This window comes from Paenibacillus sp. FSL R7-0302, from assembly GCF_038006885.1.
GTDB lineage: Bacteria > Bacillota > Bacilli > Paenibacillales > Paenibacillaceae > Paenibacillus_AQ.
Genome location: NZ_JBBOWB010000001.1, coordinates 1003851 through 1023020, shown reverse-complemented (window position 1 = coordinate 1023020; position 19170 = coordinate 1003851). Strand labels below are relative to the sequence as shown.

General features: G+C 51.3%; 16 protein-coding genes. 1 reads left to right on the top strand and 15 read right to left on the bottom strand.

What is annotated here, in order from left to right; genetic code table 11:
- Positions 1 to 154: 154 nt before the first annotated feature.
- The 9 genes from MKY96_RS04420 to MKY96_RS04380 form a co-directional block, all read right to left on the bottom strand.
- Positions 155 to 838, bottom strand: a complete 684-nt coding sequence (locus MKY96_RS04420) for a site-2 protease family protein (protein WP_340938850.1) — start codon at positions 836 to 838, stop codon at positions 155 to 157.
- Positions 839 to 840: 2 nt separating this feature from the next.
- Positions 841 to 1899, bottom strand: coding sequence for a 50S ribosomal protein L11 methyltransferase (gene prmA / locus MKY96_RS04415; RefSeq protein ID WP_340938849.1), 1059 nt, complete (start codon positions 1897 to 1899; stop codon positions 841 to 843).
- A gap of 160 nt (positions 1900 to 2059) precedes the next feature.
- Positions 2060 to 2641: a DNA-3-methyladenine glycosylase I gene (locus MKY96_RS04410; protein WP_340938848.1), complete on the bottom strand. Its 582-nt coding sequence runs from the start codon at positions 2639 to 2641 to the stop codon at positions 2060 to 2062.
- A gap of 111 nt (positions 2642 to 2752) precedes the next feature.
- Positions 2753 to 4414, bottom strand: a complete 1662-nt coding sequence (locus MKY96_RS04405) for a DUF4179 domain-containing protein (protein ID WP_340938847.1) — start codon at positions 4412 to 4414, stop codon at positions 2753 to 2755.
- Positions 4374 to 4871, bottom strand: a complete 498-nt coding sequence (locus MKY96_RS04400; protein ID WP_445671467.1) for an RNA polymerase sigma factor — start codon at positions 4869 to 4871, stop codon at positions 4374 to 4376. Before MKY96_RS04400 ends, MKY96_RS04405 begins: the two co-directional genes overlap by 41 nt.
- A gap of 248 nt (positions 4872 to 5119) precedes the next feature.
- Positions 5120 to 6031 (bottom strand): methyl-accepting chemotaxis protein, encoded by a 912-nt coding sequence (locus MKY96_RS04395; RefSeq protein ID WP_340938845.1) that lies wholly within the window; start codon positions 6029 to 6031, stop codon positions 5120 to 5122.
- A gap of 110 nt (positions 6032 to 6141) precedes the next feature.
- Positions 6142 to 6501, bottom strand: coding sequence for a hypothetical protein (locus MKY96_RS04390; RefSeq protein WP_340938843.1), 360 nt, complete (start codon positions 6499 to 6501; stop codon positions 6142 to 6144).
- Between the two features lie 122 nt (positions 6502 to 6623).
- Positions 6624 to 6761 carry a YfhD family protein gene (locus MKY96_RS04385; protein WP_445671414.1) on the bottom strand — a complete coding sequence of 46 codons (138 nt, stop codon included), beginning with the start codon at positions 6759 to 6761 and terminating at the stop codon, positions 6624 to 6626.
- 77 nt (positions 6762 to 6838) lie between these two features.
- The gene (locus MKY96_RS04380; RefSeq protein WP_340938842.1) at positions 6839 to 7198 is read right to left on the bottom strand and encodes a hypothetical protein; all 360 of its coding nucleotides are present in this window, start codon (positions 7196 to 7198) and stop codon (positions 6839 to 6841) included.
- A gap of 538 nt (positions 7199 to 7736) precedes the next feature.
- Here MKY96_RS04380 and MKY96_RS33865 point away from each other — a divergent pair.
- A complete protein-coding gene (locus tag MKY96_RS33865) occupies positions 7737 to 11810 on the top strand; it encodes a S8 family serine peptidase (protein ID WP_445671413.1) in 4074 nt (1357 codons plus the stop codon).
- 420 nt (positions 11811 to 12230) lie between these two features.
- On the opposite strand, the gene dnaJ is transcribed toward MKY96_RS33865, so the two are convergent.
- From dnaJ to hemW, 6 genes are all read right to left on the bottom strand, one after another.
- Positions 12231 to 13358 (bottom strand): molecular chaperone DnaJ, encoded by a 1128-nt coding sequence (gene dnaJ / locus MKY96_RS04360; protein WP_340938841.1) that lies wholly within the window; start codon positions 13356 to 13358, stop codon positions 12231 to 12233.
- 118 nt (positions 13359 to 13476) lie between these two features.
- A complete protein-coding gene (dnaK, locus tag MKY96_RS04355) occupies positions 13477 to 15324 on the bottom strand; it encodes a molecular chaperone DnaK (RefSeq protein WP_340938839.1) in 1848 nt (615 codons plus the stop codon).
- Positions 15325 to 15397: 73 nt separating this feature from the next.
- Positions 15398 to 15985 (bottom strand): nucleotide exchange factor GrpE, encoded by a 588-nt coding sequence (gene grpE / locus MKY96_RS04350; protein ID WP_340938837.1) that lies wholly within the window; start codon positions 15983 to 15985, stop codon positions 15398 to 15400.
- 49 nt (positions 15986 to 16034) lie between these two features.
- Positions 16035 to 17066: a heat-inducible transcriptional repressor HrcA gene (hrcA, locus tag MKY96_RS04345; protein WP_340938835.1), complete on the bottom strand. Its 1032-nt coding sequence runs from the start codon at positions 17064 to 17066 to the stop codon at positions 16035 to 16037.
- Between the two features lie 251 nt (positions 17067 to 17317).
- Positions 17318 to 17827, bottom strand: a complete 510-nt coding sequence (locus MKY96_RS04340) for an N-acetyltransferase (protein ID WP_340938834.1) — start codon at positions 17825 to 17827, stop codon at positions 17318 to 17320.
- 74 nt (positions 17828 to 17901) lie between these two features.
- A complete protein-coding gene (gene hemW, locus MKY96_RS04335) occupies positions 17902 to 19086 on the bottom strand; it encodes a radical SAM family heme chaperone HemW (RefSeq protein WP_340938832.1) in 1185 nt (394 codons plus the stop codon).
- Positions 19087 to 19170 lie beyond the last annotated feature (84 nt).

Below are 19170 nucleotides of genomic sequence, written 5' to 3'. Positions count from 1 at the left end.
TCATTCTGTCCGTTATTCAGCGTAAAAGCGGCGTAGTCCCCGCCAAATCAGGTCCCGGCCGCCGCTTCACACGTATCATTCATCTACTTAATAATCACATTATATTCTACAACGTTTGCCGGGCACTGAACAGCCCCCGTCCTTACTGACGTTCTCAGACCCCGAACATCCTCAGGAACAGCTGGAAGAAATCATTACCCGTACGTGTCGCCCAGTAGCTAAGCGGTTCTATCGTATAGGCGCGCAGACCCGGAATGAAGATGATCAGCAGGAACAGGAAAACCGTATACTGCTCATACTGCTGAAGTCTTCCACGGATCGGACGCGGTGCGATATCCTCTACGATCCGGTAACCGTCCAGCGGCGGCAGCGGAATCAGGTTAAATACGAATAGGAAGAAGTTGAAGTGAATGAACATCCCGAAGAACCAGATCAGCGCCCGGAGCACCTGCTCGTTCTTAATCGAATCCATCGTGCCCGTTCCCACAAGAATCGCATAGATCAGCGCACCCAGAATACCCAGCAGCAGATTGCTGATTGGCCCGGCGGCTGATACGATGACACCCATCAGGCGGGGACGGCGGAAATTATCCCGGTTCACGGGAACCGGACGCGCCCAGCCGAAGCCCGCAATCAGCAGCAGAATAATGCCGAAGAGGTCAAAATGCACCGCCGGATTCAAGGTCATACGGCCCAGCAGGCGTGCTGTGGGGTCCCCGAATTTATTGGCAAAATAGGCGTGTGCGAATTCATGCACTGTAAACGCAATAACAATCGTAATCAGAAAAAACGGAAGCTGCTGCAAAGGATATACTAAAATTTGATCCAGGGAACCCATCTCTACCTCTTTCCGGCTGTGAACGCCACCCAGTCTTCTTCGCGGGTTACTTCTAATATCTCGAAACCGGAGGACCTCAGCGCTTCCGCGACCAGCCCTTCCTTATCCTTATAAATTCCGGAGGTAATATAGATCCCCTCTGGCTGAAGCGCACGGTAGACATCATCCGTGAACAGTACAATAATCTCGGCCAGAATATTGGCCACGACGACCCGGACCGGCAGAGTCACTCCCAGCCCGTCTGCCGCCGGGGCAACACCAGGAACGGCCTCTTGGTCAGCCGTATTGCTTGGCCGGGCTGAAGGCCACATCTCTCCGGCTGCGGTATCCGCCGCCCCCTCACCGCCCAGCAGCGAGAGCAGATCGCTCTCCTTCACGGTGATCGCTGACTCCAGCCGGTTCAGTGCCACATTCTCGCGGGCACTCTCCACGGCGACCGGGTCCAGATCCAGCGCCAGGACAGAGGCGGCACCGAGCAGCATCACTCCGACAGCAAGGATACCGGAGCCCGTACCTACATCGATGACCTCGTCCCCGCTGACAATATGCTTCTCAAGAGCGCGAAGGCACAGCGCCGTTGTCGGATGCGTCCCGGTTCCGAAGGCCATGCCGGGGTCGATCTCAATAATTTTTTCATCCGCAGAGGCCGGGGTATATTCTTCCCATGTCGGCTTAATGGTCAGCCGCTCCGAGACGCGCAGCGGCTTGAAGTACTGCTTCCAGGCATGGGCCCAATCCTCCTCATCCACCGTCTTCCAGGAGATCTGTGCCAGCCCGGGGTCGATGCCGAACTCTCTCAGCTCTTCCACCCTTGGCGTCACCTCGGACACAACCGCGTCCATGTCCACCGATTCCGCATAATATCCTTTAATGACCGCTTCCCCTTCGGGGATGTCATTGAGCGGTTCATCGTATAATTCACCGTAACGTGTATCCCGGGTTTTATTCAGCGTCCCGGATTCTTCAATAGAGACTCCGCCCGCTCCGGCCTCAACCAGCAGATTGGATATCATCTCCTGTGCTTCCTCGGTTGTATGTACCGTCAATTCTTGCCATAGCATGGTAATGAATCCTCCTAAAAGTTTGTGAGCGTTACTTCTCTCGATTCTGCTTCGAACAAACTTACCTCGGAAGCATAGACTCAGTTTTGGGAGCATAATCTCCCTTGAAGCATGTCTTAGTTAGTATAGCATTTCTTACCCGTTCAGCGCCAAACTGCGTTCAACTCTCTACGCCTGACGGGGTGCTGCGGCAAAAACAATCCAGCGCATGGTCATCTACCATCCCGGAGGCCTGCATAAAAGCGTAACAGATCGTCGAGCCGACAAACTTCATCCCTTTGCGCTTCAACGCCTTGCTCATCTGATCAGACTGGGGAGTGGTCGCAGGGACCTCCGCTCTATTCTTCCAGTGGTTCACAACCTGCGTCCCGCCGACGAAGCTCCACAGATAACCGGCAAAGCCTCCCTCTTCCTCATGGCAGATCTGCTGGTATACCTGTGCATTGGTAATCACTCCCTTAATCTTCAGACGGTTGCGGACAATCCCCGCATTTTGCATCAGCTCTTCCACTTTATCCTCCCCATATAGCACGATCTTCTCCGGATCAAAGCCGTCAAAAGCCTCGCGGAAGCCCTCCCGCTTCTTCAGCACCGTATACCAGCTCAATCCGGCCTGCATGCCCTCCAGCATCAGCAGCTCGAACAGCTTCAGGTCATCAACCAGCGGCTTGCCCCACTCTTCATCATGATAAGCTATATATACCGGGTCCGTGTTCACCCAATCGCAGCGCTTTAGTTCCACCGTACCTCTCTCCTCTGCCTTATGATCCTTCAGCTGCACATAAGCCGTATCTTCTAACTGTATATGAAAAAAAGAGAAGAACACAAGGTTCTTCCCGTTAAAATAATGTCACTATTGTCCTTGCAGCTGTACCCGTGTCTCTTTGTCCGGTTCATTGGTAGAGTAGAAGAACATGTATATTGAAGCTTCTGTGCCTTTGAAATCCTTATATACATCAATGCTGTGATTGTTTCCGTTTCCACGGAAGTTTACAGTTACTATTTTACCCAAGATTCGATCTTTACCTGTGCCAATATGAGTCTGATTCACGCCGCCAAAATTCGGATCATCGCTCTTCGTCTCCACGTAGAGGTCTGCTCCCCGCATATAGTAGGTCCACTGCACCGGATACCCGCCGGTTTGCCGGATTAGCGTCTGCTTCTCACTGGAGATGTTGGTTAATTCCAGAGCCTTCTTGTCGTCTTCATGCCGGGTGACCTTATAATTACCTACAAGCGTCATTGGCGTCGTCTTTGTAATCTCAAGATCAACCGGCCGTTCGAAACGCAGCGTTCTCAGATCCTTGTCCTCCGATGTCGAATACCACAATCCGCCTTCCAGCTTCTGCCCGCCTACCTCAAGACTATAATTCACATATGGCAGCTCAGCGAATTTGGCTTTAGTCCGGATGGACACACGGATTTGTGTAGGTGTTACTACCAGTTGCTCAATCCGGTTACTGGCGTCTTCCGCTTCCAGCGGCAGATCCAGTGCCGTCTTCATCGTAGCACCTGCCATCTTCTGCTTACTGAGCTCGAAATCGAACGTCCATGGACCCTCAATATTACGTTCAAGCTTGGTGTAGCTGAGTTTATAGGCTGTCTCTGCCCGAGGGACATCTACAGGATTGTAATACTGAATTGAGGTGTATTCCCCGTTATCCCCCGGCTTGCCCATGGCACCTGGTTGAGAGTTCTTGACAGGCTCTCCATCTCTATATGCTATGATTTGAGGGTATGCCAAGCTCTTAGCTTCTGGATTATTAAAGACTGCTGCCGTGGACAGCATCAGCTGTTCATTCCCTTCCTTAAAAGGCTGAACACTGAACGACTCCAGTCCATCCCGGTGTACCTGGAAGTTCTGCCGCTCCGGCGAGTCCGTATCCAGCTTCAGGTCCACCTCTTGTTGGGAGTAGGATTGAATTCCAGTTGCGGTAAGGCTAACCTTGACCGTCTCCTGTCCCGGACTCCAGTTCGTCTCGAAATAACCATTGTACCGTTTGTTCTTCTCATCCCACTGCTGGTAGTAGTATTCATTGTCATCGCCGTTCCCTTTTGCATCCTTAAGAGACATTCCATTCACATTCCACATTCCGTTGCCCTTGTCTCCGCCAACATCCAGGCTATACAGAATCACTGTCCGGTTCTCATCCGAGAGCGCTGTATGTAACGTCAGGGTTACTCCATCCTTGGTGACCGTCTGTCCGAGCGGCTGACCCAGATTCTGTGCCAGCGCCGCCTGTACACCGCTTCTATGGTTCAGCAGATTCCCCCAGTCAACTTGCACAGCGGCATACACAGGAACAGCCATCAGTACTACGCTGAAGGAGGCTGCGACAGTGATCTTTCGCCAATTACGATGACGGACCGGGCTATTTGCTCCCGCACGGCTGCTGCCTTTGGATGATGCATATCCGGCCTGCTCCATTCTGCCCCACATTTGCTCGAAATCAGGGTAATTCAGCTCCTGATCCTCATTTAAGCGACGCTTTAACTGTGCTTCGGTTCTGTCCATATTCATCGTCCTCCTTCGTTATGGGCTGAACGCCCGCTTCTTCCAGAATCATCTTCATCATACGTAGCCCCTTATGCTGTCTGGACTTCACGGTCCCCAGCGGGATATCCAGCATCTTGCGGATTTCCTCCAGACTGAAATCATGCATATACCGCAGCGTCAGCACCGCCCTAATCTTCGCCGGGAGCCGGGACATGTATCCCGCCCATTCCAGCTTCGTTTCCTTCTGCTCCACCAGCTTGTCTACCAGCGGCTGCGGATTCTCCCTGAACATATGGAGATGGGCCGCCAGCTTCTGCTGCAGGCTGTTCCTGCGCTTCAGGTGGTTCAGGCAGGTGTTGACGGTGATTTTCATAATCCAGGCCTTCAGATATTCAACGCCTTGCCACTCGCTGCGGAAGAGAGTGATGAATACCTCCTGACACAGATCCTCAGCATCGGCAGCATCGTGCACCATATAATAGCAGGTGCGGTATACTTCTTTGTTGTAGGTTTGGAATAATTCCCTGTTGCCCACTTGAGCATGCCCTCCTTTCTTGTTTGAATTACCTTTTTAACAACCCCGGGCTTCAAAAGGTTCATTTTCAGCAGCATATCCAGCTATATGTACTAAAAAAGCAGCATGTCCACCTGAAATGCACAGGCTGCATACTGCTTACGATAGATTGTCCGGGAATAACTGCTCATCTTCAGGGCAAGCACAGCTTAGATAATATTCATGACCTCACGCGCCTGGTTGTCCAGTTCCTGCGCAGAGGTAGCAATCAGCGTGAATTCATCCAGCGCCACCTGAATCTGCTGCTGGCTGAGCTGGACATTATCCTGCACCTGGTTCAGGCCCGTGGATATTCTGCCGACCTCTTCCGTAATGGCCTGGACACTGTCCCGCACTTCGGTAATCTGATCCTGCACCATCGCGGACAGCTTTCTTACCTCCTTGGCCACCACATCGAATCCCCGGCCGAATTCTCCGGCATGTGCAGCCTCAATCGCTGCATTCAGGGCAAGCAGATGGGTCTGGGAAGCAATATCACGGATGGTCTGCACTACGCCGCGGATCGCCGCCGCCTGCTTTTGCAGATTCAGCAGCGTTTCGGTATTCTCGGTCGACACCTCGGCAATCCTGTCAATACTCAGCAGCAGCTCCTGACTCCGCTCAATTCCCTTGTCCGCACGCTGATTAAGGCTATCTGCCATTCCCTGCATCCGTTCCACGACATGGCTCATGTTATTCTGTCTCTCCGTGATGTTGGTGGCCACCTTGGATACGCCGATGACATGGGTATCTGTCTCATCAAACACTGGCATATATGTAGCTTCCAGCCAGACTGAATTCCCTTCTGCGTCCATCCGTTCAATTTTGTCCTGGAAGCTCCGGCCAGCCATTAAATTCTGCCAGAACAACTCATAATCGGGACTGTTCACGAATGAGGGGAAGCACAGCTGACTGTGCTGCATGCCGTACATATCCTCTGTTTTGTATTTCACTGACTGGGCAAAGATCTCATTGACATAGGCGACACGGCGGTTAAGATCAAACCGGATCATGGCAAGATTCTTTTCCAAGGCTTTGACAACCAGTTCGTCTGTAACTGCTTGGTCTGCTAGATTTTCCATGTTGACTGCTCCCTATACATCTCAATTTTTAACTGATATGCGGACGACATTCGCTTATTTCACTTTACTCTTATTAACGGCTATTTTAGCTTTTAAAATGATATGATTTTTTAATTCCCTATCTTAATTCCCCATACGCTGTCCTTCCTGTATGCAGCCGCTTCCAGCAGCTCTGGTAGTCTCGTATCCTGCGGATAATGCCGCTCCAGATACTGGACGAAGGCCTGGCGCAGGCCGATCTCCTTGTCCAGCTTGTTGAATTCATTGGGGTGCTTTTCCATTTCGGCGATGGAAGCTTCCCAGCCTACCAGATCTGCCGCCTCCGACTGTTCTGCTCGAACCTTTTCAGCAAGCATTCTTAGCTCCCGGTAAGCTCGTTTCACTTTGGAGGAATAGACCTGCTTCTGGTTCAGGAAGGTTAACAGCGCTACCAGCAGCGCCAGTCCCACCCACATTATCACTGTATCCACTTATGTATCCTCCCGGCTTCGCATATCACTCCATTATACACGCCAAAACACAAAAATACCCCACTTACGCAGGGTATCCGCAGCAACAATTCGTCTGCTCATCTCTTCTTGACTTCACCGAGTTATTCTTTCTTCATAATCTCTCCCAGCTGCCGCTTATCAGCCTCACGGGAACGGTCCATGGCCTCAATATCATCCTGATCTGCTTCAGCTGCTGAGAATTCAACATCCTCGGCCTTCGCCTCATAGAGCATTTTCATTTTTTCGGTTTTGGAAAAGATTTTCGAGTTCTCTCTGTCCATCGCTTGCCATCAGCCTCCAATGTATTTATCTGACCTTAAATCATTCCGCCGGCTTCCTCAATAAGCGACATCGCCTGACCATGGACAGCCGCATCTACAATAACCGTCAGCAGAATATTTCTGCCCGTCGGACCGCCATCCCCGCCGTGGCTCATTCCGCTCCCGCTCGTATGCGCCGCAGCTAATATGCCCGTATGGTCACTGACTGCCGTCATCGAATCCATGCTCGCCAAATTGCCGGTAACCGGATTTACTCCCGGCTTCTGCCCGCTTCCCCCAAACCTGCTGAACCGGTCAATGGAAATCTCCTCTGCACGCAGTGCCTGCAGCTTACGGGAGACCCCTTCCGCTTCCTCCGGGGTTTTGAAGTAGGCCAGTATACTTTTTTCAGACATGGGAATTCCCCGCTTTCTGCCTGGTGTCCATAACGTACAAGCTTACTTGGCTATTTTGGATTTCCGGACATAATTTTATACATTTCCCGGCTAAAGGTTCCTTTAAATGGAGGAAATCAGGAGCCAGACTACTAAACTATAAGTTCGTTTTACGCTCAGCATATATGTCAGTAATTATGACGAAAATTGTTTTTTTCTCTGTTATTTTGTATTTTTTTGTCCAATAAGATTGATTTCATAGGTTAAATAGACTAAACATGTCATATAACATTCCACATAAAATAAAAACGTTCTCAAATCTCTATAAATTTTGTGTGGATTTTACAAATAACCAGTGGTAAAATCTTCTTAATATTTTTCCTAGTAATCTTGACGGAAATAAACCGGATTAATAGAAAAGGAGAATCCGACTACTGTCTGTAGCAGGAGAGATGAAGCCAGAACCAACATCATATTGTGGAGGGGATTACATTTGGAGTGGACAAAATTACCTCGTAAGCTATCATTACTAACATTATCATTAGGTGTGGCTGCAAGTATGATTCCAGGCGCGGCATTCGCCGCCAGCAGCTTGAAGACACCCGTATCAGGCAATCATCTTCCAGCCTTGATTCCAGCGAATCAGCCTTATATTTCTCCACAGATTAACACCAAATCCTCAAATCTCGTCCGGGTTATCGTTCAACTGAGCGGCCAGCCTGCGGCTGTCGGCAAATATGCCGCCAGACAAGGAATTACAGCGCTCGCTAATACAGCGACTGAAGCTGCAGTGAACAGCCAACAGGAAGAAGTACTGGATAAGGCTGAAGCCAAGAAGATTGACCTGACCGTCAATTACAAGTACGACACGATTCTGAACGGCTTTGAAGTCACCGTTCCGGCTGACAAAATCCCTGAGCTGGCGAAGATCTCCGGCGTGTCTTCCATTTATCCCAACAGCACCTGGTATGCTCTCCCTGATCAGACAGTAACTGAAGTGACTTACAGAAACGACAACGCTCCTCTGAAGCAGATTCATGCAGACTGGGCGGCAGACCAAGGCCTCACCGGGGAAGGACTGAAGGTCGGTGTAATCGACACCGGTGTGGACTACACGCATCCGGATATTGCTCCTGCCTATAAGGGCGGCTATGACTCCTTTTACCAGGATGATGATCCTTATGAAGAAGTTCCGCTGACTCCAGAAGAAGATACCGAGTATGGCGTAGGCTATGCGGGAACTTACCACGGTACGCATGTAGCCGGCACGATCATCGGTCAGTATGCAGCTAAGGGTGATGTGGCTCAGAAGGGTGTCGCTCCCGAGGCTGATTTGTATGTCTACAAAGTTTTAGGCCGTAATATTGATAAACCGGACACTTCCTCCGGCTCTTCCGCTCAAGTCATTGACGGGATTGAACGTGCGGTGAAAGACGGCATGGATGTCATCAACCTGTCGCTCGGCTCCGATTCCGAGAAGGATGTCAACTCCCCGGATTCCATTGCGATTAATAACGCAGTGCTTTCCGGAGTGACTGCTGTTATTGCGAACGGGAATAATGGGGAAGCAGGTTACTTCTCCATGGGTTCTCCTGCTGCCTCCCAACTTGGAATTTCGGTAGGTGCCGTTGACAGCCCTATCAAAGCCTTCTCAGGTGAATTCAGGGCAGAAATCCCGAGCTCAGTCACTTCAGTGACTTATGATACTTATCAACCTTTCCACGTTATGGCCTATGAGTTAGGCAAATCTGACTTCGCTTCTATTTTTGGCACAGGGCCTGTTAAGGTCGCCTATGCTAAACTAGGAAAACCTGAGGATTACCCAGCTGGCGATCTTAGTGATACCATTGTTCTAGTGTCGCGTGGTGATCTGACTTTTGATGTCAAGATCGCCAATGCCAAAGCCCGTAATGTAAAAGCGCTAGCCATATTCAATGGTAATGCCAAAGAGATTGATGGCAAGATTGTTCCAGACCTTAGTGATAGCATCAAAGACCGGGATGGCTTTATCGGATCGAATTTCGGTGACGGATATCAGAATGTCCCAACATTAGATATTCAAGGTACATTCGGACGTCAATTGGCACGAGCCATCGATGCCACTGCGGATAAAACTGCCACATTTACTTTTGGCCCGGATTACCCGGTAGAAATGACGCCTGGCGATGTAGTTACCTATTTCTCCTCCGCGGGTCCGAATTTCGACGGCAAACTTAGCATCAAGCCAGATATCGTTGCTCCTGGCTATGGAGTGCTTTCCACTTACCCTGCTTATGGTAAATACGATTCAGAAGCAGATTATTCCAAGGCCTACGCCCGCCTCAGCGGTACAAGTATGGCAACACCGCATGTAGCCGGCTTGGCACTGCTGATCAAGCAGGCACATCCAACCTATACACCATTAGACATTCGTGCCGCTTTGGCCAACACAGCAGATCCTGTGTACTACCAGGGTGCGCCTGAAGATTTCTATCTTCAAGGCCCTGGGCGTGCTAATGTAGAGAATGCCATTAATACTCCGGCGTTGCTGCAATCCATTGAGCCGATCTCCATTCTGGACAAGAACTTTGTCCCACAGAATGTGATTAACTACAATCCGTCTACAAGCTTTGGCACATTGCTGCCAGGTTCTGAAGCCAGCCAAGTGCTGCAATTGAAGAATATGAGCGATAGCACGCTCACCTATTCTGCTTCGGTGGAGTTGAACTCTGGTGATCCAGATCAAGTATCTGTGACACTAGACAAATCATCGGTCACTGCTTCGGCAAAAAGTGCCTCTACCTTCAACCTGAAGGTTAACGTCGCTGCAGATACTGTGCCACAATCGCTGCAAGGCAATATCGTACTGAAGGCAGATGGTCAACCAAATCTTCCTACTCTACACTTGCCGTTTGCAATTAATGTAGACAAAACTACAGAACAGCCTAGCTGGGGCACAGGAATTCAGGAAGCTGCACTGAGCCAGCCAATCATCTATACCAATTCAAGTGCAGTGCTGAACTACAAGCTGAAAGCAGATGATATTAACTATTATGAAGTAAATCTGATTGGTCTTGATGATACCAAGAAGGGCTCCTTCCAGGTATCCACGACCGGTGCGCCGGATAAGTTCTTCGAGCCTGGGAACTACAGCACGGTGATATCATCTACCTATCATCCATATGACCACAACGGCGACCCTATTCTGGATGCCAATGGCAACCCTGCCGTAGCCAGTCTGAGCGATGGAGTCTACAAGCTTGAAGTACTCGGCATTAAAGCCAAAGATAATACCAAACCGATCAAGATTGACTATAACAAAGACACATACTACAGTGCCTACACCTCATTCCGCTTTATCACTGTCTCCGACAGTGGCAGTAGCGGCGGCGGTGGTGGCGGTGGCGGCACAGTAGTAACGCCGACTCCTGTGGTTGTACCTGGCGCGGTGAAATCTCTTGTTGAAGAAGGCGTTCAACAGGTATCTGTAACCCCTCTAACCGCCTCGAAGGATGGAGTAACAACTGTAACCGTCAGCGACAGCGATCTGAAGGCCGCTCTGGCCAAAGCCGCTGCTGCCAAGACAGCCGTTGTGATCTCTGTCAGCAGTATCGCAGACAAGACAGCTGAGCTGAGCCTGACGGCTGAGCAGCTGAAATTGCTGGCTGGTGCTCAAGCAGACAGCACTGTTATTGTAAATATCGCCGGATCTGCTGTAGCCTTGCCGGTATCCTTATTAGCCGCTTCCCCTGCAGGCCAGAGCTTGAAGCTAGTAATTAAGCAAGAGCCAGACGCAGCCAGCAAGCTGATTGCAGGTACTCCGGGTGCCCAGGTTATCGGAACCCCGGTATCCTATGAAGCTTCATGGACTACAGCTACAGGCAGCACTTACTTGAACGTTCCAACCAACGTGTTCATCAAGCGCACCTTTACTGTACCAGGCAAGATTGAATCCAAGACAGCAGGCGTATTGTTTGAAAAAGATGGACTGGTGACCCCGGTTGCTTCTGTCTTCACACCACAGGCAGACGGAACAACCATTGTTACAGTAAGCCGTCCAGGCTTCTCCGTGTATGCAGCAGTCAGCAAACCGGCAGCAGCCTTCACAGACATTGCTAATTCCAAATCAGCTGTTGCCATCCAGACGTTGGCCGACAAGCTGATTATCCAGGGAACCTCAGCGACTACTTTTGCACCACAGAGCAATCTGACCCGCGCTGAGTTCACAGCGCTCTTGACCCGTGCACTGGGTCTGCGTACCGATGCCAGCGTTACCTTCTCCGATGTGAAATCGACGGACTGGTACGCCAAGGATGTCGCCGCAGCCTCCAAGGCTGGCCTGATTCTGGGTATCGGCAATGGCAAGTTTGCTCCAACCCAGAAGGTAACCCGTCAGGAGCTCGCTGTCATTCTGGACAGAGCAGTGAAACTGACAGGCACTGAACTGAAGGCTGTTGCTAATCCTTCGTTCACAACCTACTCCGACAGCGCTAAGGTAGCCCCTTACGCCAAGGACAGTCTGCAAGCCCTGACCAAAGCCGGCATCTTCGCCAGCGAAACGGGCATTGCCTTCAATCCAACAGCTCCGGCAACCCGTGAGACAGCAGCCGCTGCACTCTATGAATTGCTGAGCAAGAGCGGATTAATCGAGTAGTAGAATAAGCTTAAAAGGCTGTCCCAGTAGTTGTTACATGACTACTCTGGACAGCCTTTTTTGTTTGGTTATGACCCGTTTGAACACTTGAGCAGACGCTGTTGCAGATAATGTGCATACTACTTCTGATTGCATTTACTACATTAGAATCCCCTTTAATTTGTCCCAAAAGAGATTCTGTTGTATTTCATACATTTGGTTCTTAGATATCTGTTTAAAAATGCCCATTTAAATAATTTCTATTGTACGTTGTGCAACAGATTCTCTTTTTGGTGAATTTCAGAAGCATTCTGTTGTATCAAATACAACAGAACCACAAAGACAATAAACCCAGCAAAAAACAGCGCCCCGCCTCCACTTAATAGAGATGGGGCGCTGTTTTACAAGCTCTTCCATCCTTATTTCATATTACTTAAAAGTTCAGTCTCCCCGGAACGCCTTCTTCACACGGTCGAAGAACGACTGCTCCTGCTCATGCGTGTTCTCTCCGTTGAAGGAGGCGAACTGGCGGAGCAGGTCCTTCTGCTCTTCGCTGAGCTTGCTAGGAGTGACTACGATGACACGGACATGCTGGTCGCCGACGCCGTTGCCGCGCAGATGCGGAACTCCTTTGCCTTTGAGGCGGAAGAAGGTGCCGGTCTGGGTGCCTGCCGGAATCTTGAGCTTCACCTTCTCGGTCAGCGTTGGGATCTCAATCTCGTCACCGAGCGCCGCCTGAGCGAACGTCAAGGGAACCTCGCACATAATATCGTTGTTCTCGCGCTCGAAGAAATCATGATTCTTCACACGTATCACAATGTACAGATCTCCGGCCGGGCCGCCGCGTGTGCCGCCTTCGCCTTCACCGGTCATGCGCAGCTGTGCGCCGTCATCGACACCGGCAGGGATACGCACATGAATCTTGCGCTGTCTCTTCACCTTACCCTGGCCTGCGCAGGTGGTGCATTTCTCTTTGATGATTTTGCCTGTGCCGCTGCAATTCGAGCAGGGACGGCGGTTACGCATCTGTCCAAGCGGTGTATTCTGCACGAATTCCTGCTGTCCGCTGCCGTGGCAGACGGAACAGGTCTCCGGCTTCGTACCCGGCTTGGCTCCGGAGCCGAAGCAGGTATCGCAGGTCTCCGTGCGTGGAATGGTAATATCGGTCTCTTTGCCGAACACCGCTTCCTTGAACTCAATGGTCATCGTATACTGCAAGTCGCCGCCGCGCTGTGGTGCATTCGGATCACGCCGTCCACCGCCGCCGCCGAAGAACATATCGAAGATATCACCAAGACCGCCGAAATCTCCGCCACCGCCGCCAAAGCCGCCGCCCATTCCCTGATTAGGGTCAATATGCCCATATTGATCATACCGCGCGCGCTGTTGCCCGTCGCTCAGAACGTCATAGGCTTCCTTAACCTCTTTGAACTTAGCCTCAGCATCACTGGCCTTATTCACATCGGGATGGTACTGGCGCGCCAGCTTGCGGTAGGCCTTCTTCACTTCGTCTTCTGAAGCATCTCTTCCGAGGCCCAGAACCTCATAATAATCACGTTTATCTGCCACTGCTTTCACCTCCGTACATCGTTAATTCTCCCCATTTACAAGGTAAAAGGAAAGCCAAAACCCGGGATGCCCCGGTCTTGACCTTCCCTCTCACCACCATAGAACTTATCGTCTAAGGTTACCCTTGATTCTTCTCATCGTCAACCACTTCGTAATCCGCATCTACCACGTTATCCTTCTTGGCATTGCCTTCAGCAGCATCCTGACCCGCTTCAGCGCCCTGCTGCTCCTGCGCAGCCTGCTCATACAGCTTCACGGACAACTGCTGCACAATCTCATTCAGCGCCTCTGTAGCGGCATTGATTTCTTCCAGGTTGTCAGTTTCAAGGGCAGCCTTCACTTTGTCCTTAGCTTCATTCGCTTTATCGATCTCGGAAGCATCGACCTTGTCGCCCAGATCCTTAATAACTTTATCTGTGGAGTATACGAGCTGGTCAGCACCGTTCTTGGCTTCGACCAGTTCTTTACGCTTGCGGTCTTCCTCAGCGTGCAGCTCGGCATCCTTCATCATCTGTTCCACTTCTGCGTCGCTCAGACCGCTGGAAGAAGTGATGGTGATCTTCTGGCTCTTGTTGGTGCCTTTATCTGTAGCAGAGACGTTAACGATACCGTTGGCATCGATGTCGAAGGTAACTTCGATCTGCGGTACGCCGCGCGGTGCCGGTGGAATCTCATTCAGCATGAAGCGTCCCAGCGTCTTGTTGCCGTTCGCCATCTCGCGTTCACCCTGCAATACGTGGATTTCCACGCTAGGCTGGCTGTCTGCGAAGGTCGAGAACACCTGCGATTTGCTTGTAGGGATCGTAGTGTTGCGCTCGATCATCTTCGTGAACACGCCGCCAGCAGTTTCAATACCGAGGGACAGCGGAGTTACGTCGAGCAGAACTACGTCTTTTACATCGCCAGTCAGTACGCCCGCTTGAACAGCAGCACCCAGGGCTACTACTTCATCCGGGTTAACGCCTTTGTGAGGCTCTTTGCCGGTAAGCTTCTTGATCGCATCCTGTACGGCAGGAATACGGGTGGAGCCGCCGACCAGTACGATTCTGTTCAGATCCGCAGGGGTCATTCCGGCATCCTTCAGCGCTTGACGTGTAGGTCCCAGCGTGCGCTCAACCAGACTTGCCGTCAGCTCGTCGAACTTGGCGCGGGTAAGGTTGATCTCAAGGTGCTGAGGCACTCCGTCAACTACCGTGATAAACGGAAGCGATACTGTAGTTGTAAGTACGCCGGACAGCTCTTTCTTCGCTTTTTCCGCAGCATCCTTCAGACGTTGAACAGCCGCTTTGTCCTTGCTCAGGTCAATGCCTTGCTCTTTCTTGAATTCAGCTACAAGGTAATCCATAACCAGTTGGTCAAAATCATCTCCACCCAGACGGTTGTCACCGCTGGTAGCCTTTACTTCAAAGAAGCCGTCGCCCAGCTCAAGGATGGATACGTCGAAGGTACCGCCGCCAAGGTCATAGACCAGGATGGTGTGATCTTCGGATTTCTCCAGACCGTAAGCAAGAGCTGCTGCTGTTGGCTCGTTGACGATACGCAGCACTTCAAGGCCGGCGATTTTGCCTGCATCCTTGGTAGCCTGACGCTGGCTGTCATTGAAATAAGCAGGAACTGTAATAACCGCCTGAGTTACAGGCTGGCCTAGATAGGCTTCAGCATCGGATTTCAGCTTTTGGAGAATCATTGCCGAGATTTCCTGTGCAGAATAGTCTTTACCGTCAATGCTTTCTTTGTGGCCAGTACCCATGTGGCGCTTGATGGAAGCGATGGTACGGTCCGGGTTCGTAATGGCCTGGCGTTTTGCCGTTTCACCGACGATGCGTTCGCCGTCCTTCTTGAAGCCTACAACCGATGGGGTTGTACGCGCGCCTTCCGGATTCGGGATAACGACGGCTTCGCCGCCTTCCATAACGGCAACGCAAGAGTTCGTGGTTCCTAAGTCAATACCGATAACTTTACTCACAGTAATGTGCCTCCTCAGAAATAATGTGAAGCCCGGGGCTTCATCCATTTTTATTATCTTATATAGAACAGATCTACATGCTGACTTTGACCATGGCCGGACGAAGAACCTTATCCTTCAGGAGATAGCCCTTCTGGACCTCTTCCGTCACGATGCCTTCCTCGTACTCCTCGCTCTCCACCTGCATGATCGCCTGATGATATTCAGGGTTAAAAGGCTGTCCTACCACTTCCATGGCTGTAAGCCCTTCAGTCTTAAGGACTCCCTCCAGCTGCCGGAAAATCATATTCACGCCTTTGATGAACGCTTCAGCGTCTGCACCTGCTGCAGGAGTCGCCAGTGCGCGTTCAAAGTTATCCATTACCGGAAGCAGCTCGGTTACAAGCTTAGACGTTGCATACTGCGCCAGCTCTTCCTTTTCTTTCTGGGTCCGGCGGCGGAAGTTATCGAAATCAGCCTGCACACGCAAGGTGCGCGCCTGATGCTCATCTGCCAGCTCCTGCAGCTTTCTGTACTCCTCATTGCCTGAAGCCGCCTCGCCGGCCTCTTCAGCCGTGAATGCGCCGCTGTCCGCTGTGGTATCTGCCTCTTCAGCTGCGTGATTATCATTCACCGAGGGATCATTCTTCTCATTCATTTCCTGAACCTCTTCCTCTTTCAAGTTGTCTTCACCTCCTTAATAATATTCATCATGGACTAGTACACTCTGTTCACTTATACCAGTGTGCCAGCATCGCTGTCAAATCCCGGGACAAAATCCCCAGAATACCCATTACACGTGCGTACTCCATACGGGTCGGACCCAGGATACCAATGCTCCCCAGCGGCTTGCCGTCCAATGAATAGGTGGCGGTAATCAGACTGCAGTTGGCAAAAGCCTCATGCTTATTCTCTGTACCGATGCGCACTTGCATTCCTGCTTCGCTGCTGGCCGGGGTAAGCATTTTGAGCAGCGTAGGCGTCTCCTCCAGCAGATCGAGAATCGTCTTCACCTTGTCGACGTCCTTGAACTCCGGCTGGGTCAGCATATTCGTGGCTCCGCTTAAGTAAATCCGCTGATCTTGGTCGCTCTCAAGCGCCTTATCCAGCACCTGCATTAATTCTTCATAATGGGAGATGTGGCGCTGCATTTCTTCGCCCAGCTCGGAATAGAGCTGACTCTTCAGCTTGTAGAGCGGTACATTGACCAGCTTGCTGTTCAGCAGATTCACGACCTTCTCCATCTCGGAGACAGATATCTCCGAAGGAAGACTCACGGTTCGGTTCTCTACCTGCCCGGTGCTGGTAACGATAATCGCCACAGCGGTCTTGTCATCGAGCGGAAGCAGCTGAAAATGGCGCAATGAAGTATGAAAAACCTCCGGTCCCAGCAGGATGGAAGTATAATTCGTCATATTGGACAGGATCATTGCCGCATGTTGGATAACCTGCTCTGTAGCATTCAGCTTCTCGGCGAAAAAAGCGCGGATCGTGCCCAGTTCGGCCGTTTCGGCGGAATTCCACGGTACCAGATGATCCACATAATAGCGGTAGCCCTTATGGGACGGGATTCTCCCTGCCGACGTATGAGGTTGCTCCAGATAACCCAGATCCTCCAGATCGGCCATTTCGTTGCGGATCGTGGCTGGACTGTAGCCCACATCCCCGCGTTTCGAGATACTGCGCGAGCCCACCGGCTCAGCGGAAGAAATATAGTCATCGACAATGGCATTCAGTATCATTCTCTGGCGTTCAGTTAACATGTTATTCCCTCCTATCCGGCTGTGGCTCCGATTCGTTAGCACTCTAGTGAGATGAGTGCTAACCACTAATACAAAAATACCAAACTGACCTCGGCATTGTCAAGTGAGTTCAGCAACTTGATTGCGCCTATTTTAGTCAAAGCAAGATTTGGGTCTGTTATCCGTAAAAAACCACTGTCACCCTGAAGCATCAGCTTCCGGGTGAACAGTGGTTTCTTATTATAGTTTACCGGAGGCAATGGCCCGCCGGATTAGTCCAGTCTCTTCAGCACGGCGATCTCGTCGCAGGCATGCTGCTTCTTGCAGTTGACACAATCGGTCCAGACCTTCTCGGGGAAAATCTCCTTCTGCACCACATCGAAGCCGTTCTTAAGGAAGAAGTCCACGGCATAGGTCAGTGCCATAATCTTCGGGATCCGCTGGCGTCTCGCTTCTTCAACCAGCTTTTCCAGAATCATCGTGCCTACACCTTTGCCCTTACCTGCATCATTCAGGCCAATCGAACGGACCTCCACAAGATCACTTCCTAGCCGGAACAAGGAACCGCAGCCGACAAACTTGCCGCCGATCTCGGCGATTACAAACTGGTCGATCTGGCGGGTCAGTGCTTGCCTTGAACGGGGCAGCATAATCCCCTGCCTGGCATACTCCTCTATCATCAGATACAGCGGCTCTACATCCTCCACCGTAGCATTTCTGCATATCACTTGCTGCTCTCCTGCTGGAGAAGCCTTTTGGAAATGATCCGTTTTGACAAGCACCTTGACTCACCCCTTGTTGTTAATATGAATAAATATACAACAAGGTGAATTACAATTCAAGGGGTATTTCAAAATTAAACCACTGTCAAAGCACCGACAAATTCCCCGAAAACATCGTTGCCAAACAGGATTCCCTGCTTGCTCAGGCGATAGGTGTCCCCCGACTGCTCCAGCAGCCCGGCCTTCAGCATTTTATGCAGCGGTTTTGCAAAAACAGCCTCCAGCGGCTTTCCGAATTGTGAGCGGAACGCCGCATCCGAAATCCCTTCGCGCATCCGCAGGCCGACCATCATGAAATCCTCCATCGCCTCCTGCTCGGAGACCTCAAAGCTGTCCAGACGCGGCAGCCCGCTGCGCGAAGCCTCGTTATACGGGTTCACGCCCTTGATATTCATGTGCCGCTGCCGGCCCACATATCCATGCGCCCCTGCGCCCAGACCGTAATAATCCTCGTTGCGCCAGTACGTTATATTGTGGCGGCTCTCCAGCCCCGGCTTGGCAAAATTACTGATCTCATACTGCGTATAACCTGCGGCCTCCATAGTGGACATCAGCAGCAGATACATCGCCAGCTCATCCTCTTCATTCGGCAGCGGAAGCTTGTTCTTGTTGAACAGGGTGTGGAACAGCGTATTCTCCTCCACCTTCAGACTATAGATGGAATAATGGGGAAGATCCAGCGCCAGCGCCTTGTCGATACTCTCTCTGAGCATATCCACCGTCTGGTTCGGCAGGCCGAACATCAGATCAAGCGACAGGTTATTAAGCCCGACCGCACGGGCATTCTCCAGACTGCGGTATACGTCATTCACATCATGAATCCGGCCGATTCCGCTCAGCAGCTCATTCTGGAACGCCTGCACCCCGAAGCTGACCCGGTTGACGCCGCCTTCCTTCATGACTCTGAGCTTGTCGATATCGGTTGTGCCGGGGTTAGCCTCCATCGAGAATTCAATCTGCTCATCCCACTGCGGGAAATGCCTGCGGACCGATTCCAGGAAATAAGCCATCTCATCAGGCTTGAGGACAGTAGGCGTACCCCCGCCGACAAAAATCGTCTTGATCACACCCGGAGGCGTGTGCTGCACGGTCAGCTCCATCTCGCGGTCAAGCGCATGGAGATAGTCCATCACCGGCTGATCCTTCAGCACGTAAGAATTGAAATCACAATAGAAGCATTTATTGGTGCAGAACGGGATGTGAATATATACGGCCTCAGGGGGACGGCCACTCTGTGCAGAGTTCATAGCTGAGTTCATTAGCTGTCTCCTTTTGTTCTATTAATATACAGGCCTGCCACACTACCTGCTGCTGAAAAGCAAGAAGAAACGGCTGCACCGCCC

Bases quoted from the DNA above. Each gene is read 5' to 3' on its own strand.
- MKY96_RS04380 (WP_340938842.1), bottom strand. From the start codon at position 7,198: ATGTCTGAAAAAAGTATACTGGCCTACTTCAAAACCCCGGAGGAAGCG.
- MKY96_RS04420 (WP_340938850.1), bottom strand. From the start codon at position 838: ATGGGTTCCCTGGATCAAATTTTAGTATATCCTTTGCAGCAGCTTCCG.
- MKY96_RS04395 (WP_340938845.1), bottom strand. From the start codon at position 6,031: ATGGAAAATCTAGCAGACCAAGCAGTTACAGACGAACTGGTTGTCAAA.
- MKY96_RS33865 (WP_445671413.1), top strand. From the start codon at position 7,737: ATGATTCCAGGCGCGGCATTCGCCGCCAGCAGCTTGAAGACACCCGTA.
- prmA (WP_340938849.1), bottom strand. From the start codon at position 1,899: ATGCTATGGCAAGAATTGACGGTACATACAACCGAGGAAGCACAGGAG.
- MKY96_RS04405 (WP_340938847.1), bottom strand. From the start codon at position 4,414: ATGGACAGAACCGAAGCACAGTTAAAGCGTCGCTTAAATGAGGATCAG.
- MKY96_RS04385 (WP_445671414.1), bottom strand. From the start codon at position 6,761: ATGAAAATGCTCTATGAGGCGAAGGCCGAGGATGTTGAATTCTCAGCA.
- MKY96_RS04400 (WP_445671467.1), bottom strand. From the start codon at position 4,871: ATGGTGCACGATGCTGCCGATGCTGAGGATCTGTGTCAGGAGGTATTC.
- hrcA (WP_340938835.1), bottom strand. From the start codon at position 17,066: ATGTTAACTGAACGCCAGAGAATGATACTGAATGCCATTGTCGATGAC.
- hemW (WP_340938832.1), bottom strand. From the start codon at position 19,086: ATGAACTCAGCTATGAACTCTGCACAGAGTGGCCGTCCCCCTGAGGCC.